This is a genomic window from Limisphaera sp. VF-2 (genome assembly GCF_049537125.1).
GTDB lineage: Bacteria > Verrucomicrobiota > Verrucomicrobiia > Limisphaerales > Limisphaeraceae > Limisphaera.
Map to the genome: position 1 here is coordinate 319,897 of NZ_JBMVQY010000004.1, position 12,680 is coordinate 332,576.

8 protein-coding genes are annotated in these 12,680 nt (G+C 64.5%); 4 read left to right on the forward strand and 4 right to left on the reverse strand.

Annotated features, from left to right (window positions below; translation table 11 throughout):
* Positions 1-790: 790 nt before the first annotated feature.
* Positions 791-1,078 carry a hypothetical protein gene (locus ACPDIT_RS13070; RefSeq protein WP_423444170.1) on the forward strand — a complete coding sequence of 96 codons (288 nt, stop codon included), beginning with the start codon at positions 791-793 and terminating at the stop codon, positions 1,076-1,078.
* A gap of 17 nt (positions 1,079-1,095) precedes the next feature.
* On the opposite strand, the gene ACPDIT_RS13075 is transcribed toward ACPDIT_RS13070, so the two are convergent.
* Together ACPDIT_RS13075 and ACPDIT_RS13080 are read right to left on the reverse strand one after the other, a co-directional pair.
* Complete coding sequence (locus ACPDIT_RS13075; RefSeq protein WP_423444172.1) at positions 1,096-1,698, reverse strand: DUF4230 domain-containing protein; 603 nt, start codon at positions 1,696-1,698, stop codon at positions 1,096-1,098.
* A gap of 236 nt (positions 1,699-1,934) precedes the next feature.
* Positions 1,935-2,420, reverse strand: a complete 486-nt coding sequence (locus ACPDIT_RS13080; protein ID WP_423444173.1) for a hypothetical protein — start codon at positions 2,418-2,420, stop codon at positions 1,935-1,937.
* A gap of 461 nt (positions 2,421-2,881) precedes the next feature.
* On the opposite strand from ACPDIT_RS13080, the gene ACPDIT_RS13085 reads away from it, so the two are divergent.
* Positions 2,882-4,408, forward strand: coding sequence for an alpha-L-fucosidase (locus ACPDIT_RS13085; RefSeq protein ID WP_423444175.1), 1,527 nt, complete (start codon positions 2,882-2,884; stop codon positions 4,406-4,408).
* Positions 4,409-4,605: 197 nt separating this feature from the next.
* Positions 4,606-5,607 carry a pectinesterase family protein gene (locus tag ACPDIT_RS13090; RefSeq protein WP_423444177.1) on the forward strand — a complete coding sequence of 334 codons (1,002 nt, stop codon included), beginning with the start codon at positions 4,606-4,608 and terminating at the stop codon, positions 5,605-5,607.
* A gap of 894 nt (positions 5,608-6,501) precedes the next feature.
* Here the strand turns inward: ACPDIT_RS13090 and ACPDIT_RS13095 are convergent.
* Both ACPDIT_RS13095 and ppdK read right to left on the reverse strand, forming a co-directional pair.
* Positions 6,502-7,047 carry an NYN domain-containing protein gene (locus tag ACPDIT_RS13095; protein ID WP_423444179.1) on the reverse strand — a complete coding sequence of 182 codons (546 nt, stop codon included), beginning with the start codon at positions 7,045-7,047 and terminating at the stop codon, positions 6,502-6,504.
* 700 nt (positions 7,048-7,747) lie between these two features.
* Positions 7,748-10,504, reverse strand: coding sequence for a pyruvate, phosphate dikinase (gene ppdK, locus ACPDIT_RS13100; RefSeq protein ID WP_423444181.1), 2,757 nt, complete (start codon positions 10,502-10,504; stop codon positions 7,748-7,750).
* A 421-nt stretch (positions 10,505-10,925) separates the two neighbouring features.
* Here ppdK and ACPDIT_RS13105 point away from each other — a divergent pair, with 421 nt between their 5' ends.
* Positions 10,926-12,671 (forward strand): endonuclease/exonuclease/phosphatase family protein, encoded by a 1,746-nt coding sequence (locus ACPDIT_RS13105; protein ID WP_423444182.1) that lies wholly within the window; start codon positions 10,926-10,928, stop codon positions 12,669-12,671.
* Positions 12,672-12,680: the final 9 nt, after the last annotated feature.

A 12,680-nucleotide genomic window follows, 5' to 3' on the forward strand; every position in this document is an offset into this window, starting at 1 on the left:
AGATGCGATTCTGTCCGGCTGGGCGCGGGTGACCGCGCGAGGTTCGAGAGCGGGCGGCAGCGGTCGAGCCGGAAATCAGCGCGGCAATCTTCGCGGAGAGGCTGGAAAGGTTTGGTGTCCTGCCGGCCCAGTGGGTGACGGCCCGGTTTGACGGTTCCAGCGCGTGCCAGGGGTCTTTTCACGTCGAGTCCGTCCCTAAAGCAGCAGCTTTGCCTACCACAGCAGTGCGTTTTTTGGCCTTCGGCGGCTGTTGGGCAGGGGGGCCGGGAAAGTGACGAACGGTCTCGGGAAGGATTCTCCGTCGACTTTCGTCCGCCAACTCCCGTCGGCGGCTACGGAAGCCGACACTGCGATCACCTGGTCAAGCAGGGCTTGAACTCCGCCGACTTCCGCCGGCGGCGACTGGATTGAGGGCTGCCGACCGCCGTGGACCTGTCAGGGGTTCGTGGGTTTTTGGTGGCCGGTGCTATGGAGCGCTGTTGCGGGGATGAGAATGCGGATTGCCGTTCCCGATCGAAGCCACTCTGGTGGGATAGCCCGGGGAGGGCATCGATCTGCCGACTGTCGTCGGCAGCTACGTTGTACGGGAGGGTGGAATTTGGGCAGCGACTGTCCACGAGCCGGACAGCAGACGTCGCGAGACCATGGGCACGGAGTTGCCCGCACCGACAGAAACCGCTCGGGAGAGGCGGCAGTGCAGGCAATGCGAGAGCCCGCACCTGCGGGCGGGCCGCTGCCGTTGCGCCGCAGCGGTGCATGGCATGCGTCCTGCCTCTGGGTGGTTGGACTTATGGCGACGAAGCTGCATCTGGCCACGTTTCTGCAAGAGATTCGATGTTACCAGGCGATTGCAGATCGCCGGCCCGAGGCGGCCTCGTTGCGCGGCGTCGGGTTTCCCGGATTGACCTGGCCGGCGGATCTGCCGGTGGGAATCCGTCGGCGTCGCCTGGTGGTGGAGATGCAGCACGAGCCGAATGAGGCTTCAGGGTGGCCGGTGCCCATTCGGCGCATTGCCGGGGTAGAGCGAATCCCTGATCCGGCCGGGCCGGTGGCTACACGGCGCACGCGACCCCGTTAACGCTTCGAGGGGGGCTTTCAGTTGTCCCGGTCGGGCCGTCGGATGTGGATCTGGACCTCGCGAAAGCCGGCCAGTTCGAAGAAGCGGCGTAGTTGTTGGCGGGCGTGTTCCTCGGCGTCGCGGAGGATCCCGGCTTCGTGCGCGGCCAAACGAATTTCCCGCAGCGCCGTTTGGCGTGCAGTTTGTTCCAGCTCTTTGTCGAAGCGCCGGAGCAGGCCGGTGTCACGGTCGATGACGCGGGTCCGGGCTTCGTCGAGGTAGGCATCCGTCACGCGTGGGGGCGGCAGCCACAGCGTGAGGCGGTCTCCCTCCACCGCAATGTCCCCGGGTTCCATCCGAGCGAGATCGAAGCCCGCTTTGACCACGCCGTGGGCCAGAAGAAGCAATCGGTTCTGGCCGTACCATTTGACATCTTCGGCCACCACGGCCTTCTCCATCACGTAGCGGACGGTGACCAGTTGGGCGAGGGATTGAACCTGCTGGAGGATGGCAGCACTGGTCTGGATGCGCGGCCCCGTGGGTACGCCGAACCATTCCGGGTGACGGGAACCGAGCCAGAGCCCGAGGCTGAACAGCCCCACGATGATCAGCGCAAACACCAAACTTTGCAGTGGCTTCATCGGGGCCAACATGGCGGGGGCGGACCCCCGGCGCAAGGACGAGCGGCCGGTAGCGGCTGCGGAGGCGAAACGCTGAAGTGGCCGAATGAGGGGATTTCAAGGTTCGATGCCAAGGGCGGGGTAGAGGAGCTCGGAAAACGTTCGAGCTTCTGCGCAGTCGGGCGCAATTTACGCGAAAGAAGGGGGGAATGTCCGGGACCGGCCCGGCTGCGTGGTGGAAGCGGGTGCCGCGCGGCCTAACGAGGGGTACGGTCCGTCCACAAAAAGGATTTTTGCTCCGCCAACAGGGCCGGACCCGACCAGAGGCTCACGCGCCAGGCGGTGACGTCGCCGAGCTGCCGGTACTGGTCGGGCGTGAGCCGAATCGAGGTCCAGCGTCGGCGGGTCGAGCCGGCCGGCACGGCCTGTTGCAGCGTCAGTTCCCGTGGACTGCCGGCGGTGGACCAGCCTCGAAGTTCAAGTTGGAGGCGCAAGGGCCCTGGATCGGGGGCGACGGGCTTCCAGAGGATTTGGAACCGCATGGTGTTGCGGAGTGATGGGTTGCGACGGAGCTCGGCCTGGTAGGCGTCGCGATCAAACAGGCTGGGAGACAGGGCCGCTCGCCCCTGGGCGTCGAGGTACTGGGGGAGGACTTTCAGGATTTGCGCCTGCGCTTGGGTCGTAAGGACGGCCCATGTCAGGAGCACGAGCTTCAGCCAGGTTTGTGGCGCCAGCTTTTGCATGAACGGCACTATAGGGGCGCTTTGGGGGCTGGCAACCCCGGGCTTTGCCGCGGTTCAGTCCGGCCCGGGCCTGGCGGTGCTCGAGGGCCGGGACAGGTCAGGGTCGGGCAGCAAGGGGGGGTACGGCGCAGGGGCCGGCCATTTCACGAGCGGCTTTTCCGGTCTGCGGAGACGGCGCCGTGTTTGTCCGGGCCTCCCCGTTCTTCGGCTCTCTGCAACGGTGGCCACCTGACTCATCTTGGCGAGTTTCTGTTGCGCAAGCCGGGCGATGAACCGGCGGTGGTGGCAGGAGCGTATAAAGCTCTGGACAGCGTGGCTGGTGTCGGGCGGCCCTTGCCAAGAGGCACGGGTTGCTCGGCGAGCGTACCATGGAGGGAGCCGATCCCGTGGAACCGCGGTGTCAGGTGGGGCGAAGGCCTTTGATCTCGACGGCGGCCATCCGGCCCCGGTAGAAGAGGGACATGAACCGGATGGCGTTTTGGCTTTGCCACGGGATCGCAGGGCTGGCGATGGTTACCTGGAGCCTTCGAGCCCAGAGCGCGACCCCGGTCCGCTACGAACCGCGGTGGGAATCTCTGGATCGCCGCCCCACGCCGGAATGGTTCCGCGATGCAAAGTTTGGGATTTTCATTCACTGGGGCGTGTATTCCGTGCCCGGATGGGGCGTGAAAGGTCAGTACGCGGAGTGGTATTGGCATCGAATGGCGAAGAAGGGGGAGAACAACCCGTGGTGGGAGTATCACAAACGGGTTTGGGGCGAGGACTTCGAGTACGCAGACTTTGCGCGGCTCTTTCGATGTGAGCATTTCGACCCGGATCAGTGGGCGGACCTGTTTGCGAGGTCCGGGGCACGTTATGTCGTGCCGACCTCAAAACATCATGATGGGTTTTGTCTCTGGCCCAGTGCGGAGGCGAGCCGAACCTGGGGCCGGCCCTGGAACGCTGTGGATACGGGACCGCGTCGTGATCTGCTCGGGGACCTGGCGGAGGCAGTGCGCCGCCGGGGACTGCGTTTCGGGTTTTACTATTCCCTGTACGAGTGGTTCAACCCGTTGTGGCGGACGGATCGGACCCGGTACGTGAACGAGCACATGATGCCCCAGCTCAGGGACGTGGTGCTGCGGTACAGGCCGGCCATCCTCTTCAGCGACGGCGAGTGGGAAATGACTTCGAAGGAATGGAAATCGGAGGAGTTTCTCGCCTGGCTGTTCAACGACTCACCCGTGCGTGACGAAGTGGCGGTGAACGATCGTTGGGGGAAAGAGACACGACACAAACACGGGGGATACTACACGACCGAATACGCCGCGGGCCTGCCAGGTGCGGATCATCCCTGGGAGGAAAATCGTGGCATGGCATACTCGTATGGGTGGAACCGGATCGAGACGGCCGAGGATTACCGGTCGGCCCGGGAATTGATCCTGCTCTTGTGCGATACCGTGAGCCGTGGTGGGAATCTGTTGCTCAATGTGGGACCGACAGGGGACGGACGCATTCCGGTGATCATGCAGCAGCGGCTGTTGGAGGTGGGCGATTGGCTTCGGGTCAATGGGGAGGCCATCTACGGGACGCGGTTTGCCGGCCGCGCGGCCCAGTGGACGGAGGGCCGGATTCCGGAGCAGAAGTACGGGGACTACAATGTGGAGTACAAACTGATGGAGCAGGTGGGACAACAGCCGCGCCCGGACGGACAGGCGGTCAAGCAGGTGTTTTTCACCCGGAAAGGCGACACGTTGTATGCGATTACGGCCGGCTGGCCGGGCCGCCGCCTGGTGTTACGGGACGTTGACGTGCCGGCACAGACAGAGGTCACGATGTTGGGAGTCCCCGGGGTCCTGAAGAGCCTGCGGGAGGGGAACCATCTGATCATTGAGACGCCCCCACTGGGCCCGGAAGAGGCGCCCTGCCGGTATGCCTACACCTTCAAGATTCCCGGCGCGCGCTTGACGGGTTCGACTGTGTCGGGAGCATCGGTTTCCGCTCGTTGAGTCCGGTATCTCCCCCAGGTTCGCGGGGCACCCTTCTTCCAATGCCACGCGGTTTCCGAAGGATGCTTCGCCGGCAAGGGCCCGATGCGCGGACAGCACAAGGGGGTGGGCTTGGGCCACAGACACGGGTGCGTTGTGAGCGAATCGGAATATCGGAGTCCGGAAAAGTTTTTGCGCGCTGGTGCGCCGAGGTCCTTATGAGGCAGGTGGTTTGGACGGTTCTGGCCATTGTGGGTTTGACGCGGCCGTCTGAGGGTGAAGCGGGCGAACCCGGGAGGGACAACTTGCGTCCGGATGCCGTGGTGGCGTTGGATGGCAGCGGGGATTACCGCAGCATCGAGGAAGCCATTTATGCGGCGCCCTATCGCGGGCCGGACCGTCGGTGGGTGATTCTGGTCAAGCCGGGGACTTACAGGGAACGGGTTTATGTACAACGGGAACGGGGTTACCTCCGATTGGTTGGCGAGGACGCCGCGACAACCGTTCTCAGTGCGGGACTGCACGCCAACATGCCGGATGTGGACGGGCGGCGCCTGGGGACATTTCGGACAGCCACGCTCCACGTGGATGGCGATGGGTTCGAGGTGGAGAACCTGACCATCGCGAACACGGCCGGGCCCGTGGGGCAGGCGCTGGCACTGCGGGTGGATGGTGACCGGGTCCGGTTCCGGCGGTGTCGATTCCTCGGTTGGCAGGATACGATCCTGCTGAATCGCGGCCGGCATTACTTCGAAGATTGTTACATTGAAGGGCATGTGGACTTCATTTTCGGCGGGGCGACCGCTTATTTCGAAAACTGTCACATTCATTGCCTGCGGGATGGGTACATCACGGCCGCCTCCACTCCGCCGTGGCAAACCCACGGGCTGATTTTCCGTCGCTGTCGGGTTACGGGGGAACCGGGCGTGAAGACCTACCTGGGACGGCCCTGGCGTCCCCATGCCATGACGGTGTTTCTGCACTGTGATCTGAGTGCGGTGGTTCGGCCCGAAGGATGGCACAATTGGGGGGATCCATCGCGGGAAGCGACCGCGCGCTACGCGGAGTATGGGAATCGCGGGCCGGGAGCGGATCGTTCCGGGCGGGTGCCGTGGGCGCGGGAATTGGGCGGGGACGAAGCGACGTTGTTGACGCCGGAACGAGTGTTGGCAGGGCCGGACGGTTGGCGGCCTGCGGTCCTGCCCGCCGGTCCCCGATGAGGTGAAGCGGCAGCCGCTGTGGCCGGTGAAACGGGCGCACTTCTCCGGTTTTTGGGTACTCCCGAACGCCCGGCGTAAGTTCGCGACACCTCGGCACGGGAAGGGCGGCAGACAAGCGGACTTCCCCGGGATCCGCGGTCCCGGGGCTTGAACACTGGAACGCCTCCGCGGCCCACGGATCGCACGGGCCCAGTCCCGCGCTGAAGGCGGCTCCCACTCACCCGCCCGGGTGACGCCCAGGGAATTCTCTCTTGTAAGTCCACTGCGGCTTGATAGGGCGCAACCGTTGACCTCACCGCGAGGCCCGGGCGGGCCACGACGAAGGCCGCCCTTCGTGGGCGGGGAAATGGCGGTAATCCGGGTACCCAGGGTGTGCCCTGGGCTTGGTACCCATGGGGCAGCTGTACAGCGTGCTGGAGGCGCAATCCTTCCCCCGGGATCGAGGCAATCTGGTTACCCAGGGCGCTGCCTTGGGCTCATGCAATTCGGGGCCCGTTGGGGCAAGCACCCCCTGCGCCGGGGCTGTGAAACCTCCCCGAGCTTGATGCGTTCGGAGGGAATGAAGCTGCAGGGACTGATTTGAGCCATCGTCTTTGGGAACGTTGGCCCAGGCAGGCCCCGGCGCCATGGGCCCGCTGTTCCGCGAGTTTCAGGTTTTCCATACTCCTGAAAGCCTGGCGGGATTCTGGGTGTCCTTGGCAAGGGTAAGCCGCCGGAACCGAGCCATTCTCCGGGATTCTGGATCCGGGCTGAAAAACGGAAATGCGCCCTCATGGAGCGACGTCGGGCTCGAGGACGGGGTGGGCGGCGCAGGGGGAGAGACACCTCCTCGGTTCCCGCCTTCAACCCGGTGAATGTCGAGGCTCGCATGGCGGACCGGGCGCGTCGGCCAGGTTACTCTGACTTTGACGCTTCGCTCTCCGCCGGGGCGGACCGGCTCGCGTGGTTGGTGTCGGTCTGGAGGATGCCTTCGATGCGATGCAGGTTCAGGTACTGATGGGATGCCTGGATCAGCTCCGGGGAGGTCATGCGGTCGGGTCCGATGATCTTGACGATTTTCCCCTTGAGGCAAAGGGCATCCACGATGGCTTTGAAATCGCCATCTCCCGTGATCAGCACCACTTCGTCGAGGTAGTCAGCCTGCGTGAGGATTTCGACCGCCATGTCCAGGTCCATGTTGGCCTTGATGGTGCCGTCGGGGAGGCGACGCAGCGGCTTGGAAATCACGCGATAGCCCATGAGGCCGAGGGCATTGCGAAACGAGCGTTGCCCGTCGCTTTCGGGGTCGAAGCAGGTGAAGGCCGTCAAAGTAACGACGCCGTCGGTGCTCCGGAGCAGGTAGTCGCGCAGCGTGGCGAAGTTGATTCGGCCCTGTCCGTAGAGCGCCTGCGTGGTAAGATACACGTTTTGAACATCGACAAACACACCGACTCGTTTCATGGTTTGGTCTTCCCAATGAGCGTTTTTGCGCATGGCGCGGGCCGGCCGGGCCTCCCGTGGGCCTGGCCGCGTGGGTTTCCAACCGGGACCTCGGGCGACCCGCCCAGGGCGGTGCCCCCGCGCCGCCGGGGTGGAATTTGTCCCGGGGCATCGGAACCGACAAGGTTTTTGCGCAAGCGCGCACGGGTTTAGGGTGTCGCCGTGCCGGGTGCAATCCGGGAGCGTGCGCAGAAGGCAACCGGCCCGGCACGTCGAGAGGTACGGGTCTGCCTCTCCGGGGGGCGGACCTTTGCTCATGGTGCGTGCGGATGGCAGCGTGCTTCGGTTCTCCGGCCGGCTTGGAGTCGGGTGTGTCTGTACGGACGTACTTGGGGACCATCGGTGCCCTGGGTTTCGGGAGCGCCCCGCTGAGGATGTGGAGTGTGCGGAGGTGAGGGGGATTCTGCGGTGGGGCACGAACGCTTGAGCGGTCAAGCCCGTGGCGGGCAGGGGCTCTGCATGGCGCAGGGCATTGGCCCCGCCCGGGGTGTGCCCGGGGGAGTTCGGGACGTCCCAAGCGGGCCCCACTCATTGTGGTGTGGGCTCCGACCTGGCCGTGCAGGGGCTGCGCTCGAAATGAAGGAGCCGCTCCGGTGCAGGCCGGAGCGGCTCGTCGTAGATCGTTAGGAGGCCGTGTGGAGACGGCCCCCTGAGGCTGTGGCTATTTCTTGCGTGCGGCTTTCTTGGTGGCGGCCTGCTCCGCTTCTTCTTCCAGGGCGGCCTGGGCGGCGGCCAGGCGCGCCACGGGCACGCGGAAGGGCGAGCAACTGACGTAGGTCAGGCCGATGCGGTGACAGAACTTCACCGAATCGGGGTCGCCGCCGTGCTCGCCACAGATGCCCAGTTTGATGTCCGGCCGGGTGGCACGGCCTTTTTCGACGGCGATCTTCATGAGCTGACCCACACCGTTCTGGTCGATCGTGGCGAAGGGATTCTTTCGGCAGATCTCCAGCTCGGTGTAGGTGGGCAGGAACGAGGCGGAATCGTCGCGGCTCATGCCCAGGCAGGTCTGGGTGAGGTCGTTGGTGCCGAAGCTGAAGAATTGCGCGGTTTGCGCGATTTCGTCCGCGGTCAGTGCGCCGCGGGGCACTTCGATCATGGTGCCCACCAGGTAGTTGATCTTGACCTTCTGCTCCTTCATGACCTCCTGGGCCACGCGGTGGACGACGTCCACCTGCAGGTCGAGTTCCTTCTTGAAACCGACCAAGGGGATCATGATCTCGGGTCGGACCTTGATGCCCTGTTTCTGCACCTCGGCCGCGGCTTCGAAGACGGCGCGGGCCTGCATTTCGGAGATCTCCGGATAGACGATCCCGAGGCGACAACCGCGGAAGCCGAGCATGGGATTGAACTCGTGGAGTTCCTTGACGCGCTGGCGGATTTTTTCGACCGGCACGCCCATCTTTTTGGCGAGGTCCTCCTGGGCGGCTTCCTCGTGCGGCAGGAACTCATGCAGCGGCGGGTCCAGGAACCGGATGGTTGCCGGATAGCCCTTGAGGGCCTTGAAGATGCCGATGAAGTCCTGTTTTTGATAGGGCAGGAGCTTGGCCAGCGCCTTTTTGCGGTCCTCGACGTTGTCGGCGAGGATCATTTCGCGCATGGCGTCGATGCGGTTGCCCTCGAAGAACATGTGTTCGGTGCGGCAGAGGCCGATGCCGGTGGCGCCGAAGGCCAGGGCATTTTCGGTTTGCTCGGGCGTATCGGCGTTGGTGCGCACCTCCAGGCGTGTGACCTTGCTGCACCAATCCATGAGGGTTTTGAACATTTGATAGGTCTTGCTGGCCTTGGGATCGAGGGTTTTGTTGATGAGGACCTGGACGATCTCCGAGGGCGCGGTGGGGATTTGACCGGCATAGACGTTGCCGAGGGTTCCGTTGATGGAGAGCCAGTCGCCCTCCTTGAAGACCCGGCCGTTGACGGTAAGCGTGCGGGCTTCATAGTCCAGTTGGAGCGCGCTGGCGCCGCAAACACAGACCTTCCCCATTTGTCGGGCCACCAGGGCGGCATGCGAACTGACGCCGCCCTTGGCGGTGAGGATGCCCTCGGCGGCGATCATCCCGCGCAGGTCCTCCGGGGTGGTTTCGTTGCGGACCAAGAGCACTTTTTCCCCTTTTTGGGCAGCGGCCACGGCGCGTTCCCAGCTGAGATACATCTTGCCGGAAGCGGCCCCGGGGCCGGCGGGCAGGCCGGTGGCGATGACCTCCGCGGCCTTTTCGGCGTTGGCATCGAAAATCGGGGCCAGGAGCTGATCGAACTGATCGGCAGGGTTGCGACGGATGGCCGTCTTCCAGTCGATCAGTTTCTCTTTGACCATGTCGATGGAGAACTTGAGGGCGGCCAGGGCGGTCCGCTTGCCATTGCGGGTCTGAAGCATGAAGACCTTGCCGTCCTGGATGGTGAACTCGAAGTCCTGCACGTCCTTGAAATGCTTTTCGAGGATGGTGCGGATGCGTTCCAGCTCCTTGTAGGCTTCGGGCAGGTGTTTCTTGAGTTCGACGACCGGTTCCGGGGTGCGGATGCCGGCGACGACGTCTTCGCCCTGGGCGTTGATGAGAAACTCGCCGTAGAATTCCTTTTCGCCGTTGGCGGGGTTCCGCGTGAAGGCGACGCCGGAGCCGGAGCGTTCGCCGGTGTTGCCGTAGACCATGGCTTGCACGTTGACCGCCGTGCCCCAGTCGTGGGGGATGTTGTATTTGCGGCGGTAGACGATGGCGCGATCGTTCATCCAGGAACCGAAGACGGCTCCAATGGCGCCCCAAAGTTGTTTCCAGGGATCCTGTGGGAACTCCTTGCCCCCGGTGCGCTCTTTGATGAGGGCCTTGAACCGGTTGACCAGTTCCTTCAGGTCGTCGACCGTGAGTTTGGTATCTTCGATGTCGGCGCCGTAGCGTTCGTGCTTGAGCTGGTGCAAGACGCTTTCAAAGGGCTCGTGGTCTTCGCCGGAGCGCTTTTGCACGCCCATGACGACGTCGCCATACATTTGAACAAAACGGCGGTAGCAGTCCCAGGCGAACCGCTCATTGTTCGTGGCGCGGGCCAGCGCGTGGACGGTCTGGTCATTGAGGCCGAGGTTCAGAATCGTGTCCATCATGCCGGGCATGGAGTCGCGGGCCCCGGAGCGGACGCTCACCAGCAGCGGCAGCGCTTTGGTGTCGCCGAACTTGGTGCCCATGATCTTTTCAATGTGGGCCATGCCGGCTCGGACCTGGGGTTCCAGGTCTTTGGGATAGGTTTTCTTGTGGGCGTAGTAGTAGGTGCAGACCTCGGTGGTGATGGTGAAGCCGGGGGGCACGGGCAATCCGATGCGGGCCATCTCGGCGAGGTTGGCGCCCTTGCCGCCGAGCAGCGCCTTCATCGAGCCGTCGCCGTCTGCCTTGCCGTTGCCGAACAGGTACACGTACTTCGGTGCTTTAGCCATAAATCGTTCCCAATCCTCAATGTTCGTTGATCAAGTTTTGCTTGCGTCAGGACACCTCCGCAAGAAACGTGCCGGAGCGTATCAGAGGATGGGGAAGAGTCAATGCAGCAGTGGACTGTTTTGCGTTGTCATCGGGCCCGCAGTGGGAGGACGAGCCGGTGTTGGTGGGAGGAAGAGCGGACCCGTGGGGAAGGTCGAAGGGCTTCCACAAGGGCGCGGGCGAAGCGAGAGAAGGGGGGCGCGAAAGGTGAGCGTCGGGCGAGGCGTCACGCCCGCGGGGGATCGCAGGCGCGGGGCCGGGGCAGGTGGAGCGGGACAAGCCCCAGTGGAGATGTGGGCTGCGGCGGAGTTGCAGAGGGCAGCCAGTGGATTTAGTCGTTGTCTGCTTTCAGGCGGACGAGAACGGAGAGACCGAACAGCGATGCGTGAATCGCGGGCATTTCGAAGCGGATTTCGAGTCGGGCTGTGGCTGGCCGGGGCGTGGATCGTCCCTGGGATCAGCCCGGGGCTGCTGTCGGCGCAGGGTCCGGAGATGGAAATGGTCGCCTGGGACTTCAACAGTGAGCTGCCGGACGGGAACGAAGCGACGGGCACGGTGGCGCCTGCGAAGGGCTGGGGACAGGTGGCGCAGGTGGGCGGGGTGTGGGGCTGGTTCGGGTCCGGGCAGGGTTCCGCGGACCCGGCGACAGCCGACGACAGTGCCTGGCGGTTGGGGAACTGGCCGTCGCAAGGCGCGGGGAACAAGCAGCATGGGATCGAACTGCGCTTGAATGCCACGGGGTGGCAACCGGTGCGGTTGGAGTGGGATTTCCATGTTTCGGCCGGGGCGAGTCGGTATTGGCGCGTGCAGTATTCCATCGATGGCCGATCCTGGGTGGACGGGCCCGTGGTGGTCGCCGCTGCGGGGGCCTGGCTTCAGGGGGTGCGGGTGGATTTGCGGGGAATGCCAAGGACGGCGGACAATCCCTGGTTGGCGTTGCGGTTGGTGAGTGAATTCGAAGCGACCGCGACGGGACGGGGAGCGGCGGCGTACGTGGGGGCCAGCTCGCAGCACGCGTATGACCCGAACGGTTGGGTGGCGATGGATTCGGTGCGGGTGTGGGGAATCCCCACGTTGGCGCAATGGGGCGTGCTGACCTGGAACCTGTCGGGATTCGGCATGACCAACTGGACGCCGACGCATGCGCAGCTGGAAGCGGTGGTGCGCGTGTTGCGTCATCTGAAGCCGACCGTGGTGAGTTTTCAGGAGGTGCCGGAGGGATGGGAAACCGCCATGACCAACTGGGTGAAGAGTTGGTGGCCGGAAGCGACCGTGGTGGTCGGGGCGCGCACAGATGGTGCGTTGCGGCTGGCCGTGGCGAGCGGCTTGCCGGTGCGAGCGGTGCGTTCGTGGCTGCGCCGTGCTCCCCTGGATGCCTGGGGCCATGTGGGGGTGTTCACGCGGGAGCTGTTGGAAGCGGAAGTGGTGGTACCCGGCCATGGGGAGCCGGTGCATGTTTTTACGGTGCATTTAAAGGCGGGGACCGATGGGGAAAGCGCGGCGCGGCGCGCGGCGGAGGCACTGGCAATCTCGAATTTCTTTGCCGGGGAATGGCCAACCCGAAGACGGGGGCGGGCATACCTGCTGGCGGGCGATTGCAATGAGGACGTGAACCGACCCAGGCCGGGGGAACGGGGCGCGGTGCGAATCCTGGTGGGGGAGGGAACGGGGCTTCGGTTACTGACACCGGTGCAACCGGTGACCGGGGATGACCGGACGTGGTCGAGTCGGCAGGCGTCACTGAGCTACCGATTTGATTATGTCTTACCGAGCGGGTTGCTGGTGTCGAACGTGGTGGCAAGTGGCGTTTTTCGGTCGGATCGCGAGTGGCCGCGGCCGGTGGGGGTCGAGCTGGGCGACTCGGCGCTGGCGTCGGATCATCTGCCGGTATGGACGGTCTTTGCCAATCCGTTCCTGCCGCCGCGTCTGACGTGGGATGTCCGCGGGGGGAAAAGTTGGTTGCGGTGGTGGAGCGGGGCGGGACAGCGGTATCGCCTGGAGGTCTCCACGGATCTGGAGCGGTGGACTTCTTGGGAGGAGTTATGGGCAGCCGGCCCGGGGTGGATGGAATCCCCGGTGGAGATGACCGATGTCGGCCGGTTTTACCGGGTGGTGCGGCTGCCGTAAAGCAGGGGA

What these genes read in the sequence shown, in the direction of transcription:
- ACPDIT_RS13070 (WP_423444170.1), top strand. Translation starts at nt 791, where the DNA reads ATGGCGACGAAGCTGCATCTGGCCACGTTTCTGCAAGAGATTCGATGT.
- ACPDIT_RS13075 (WP_423444172.1), bottom strand. Translation starts at nt 1,698, where the DNA reads ATGAAGCCACTGCAAAGTTTGGTGTTTGCGCTGATCATCGTGGGGCTG.
- ACPDIT_RS13080 (WP_423444173.1), bottom strand. Translation starts at nt 2,420, where the DNA reads ATGCAAAAGCTGGCGCCACAAACCTGGCTGAAGCTCGTGCTCCTGACA.
- ACPDIT_RS13085 (WP_423444175.1), top strand. Translation starts at nt 2,882, where the DNA reads ATGAACCGGATGGCGTTTTGGCTTTGCCACGGGATCGCAGGGCTGGCG.
- ACPDIT_RS13090 (WP_423444177.1), top strand. Translation starts at nt 4,606, where the DNA reads ATGAGGCAGGTGGTTTGGACGGTTCTGGCCATTGTGGGTTTGACGCGG.
- ACPDIT_RS13095 (WP_423444179.1), bottom strand. Translation starts at nt 7,047, where the DNA reads ATGAAACGAGTCGGTGTGTTTGTCGATGTTCAAAACGTGTATCTTACC.
- ppdK (WP_423444181.1), bottom strand. Translation starts at nt 10,504, where the DNA reads ATGGCTAAAGCACCGAAGTACGTGTACCTGTTCGGCAACGGCAAGGCA.
- ACPDIT_RS13105 (WP_423444182.1), top strand. Translation starts at nt 10,926, where the DNA reads ATGCGTGAATCGCGGGCATTTCGAAGCGGATTTCGAGTCGGGCTGTGG.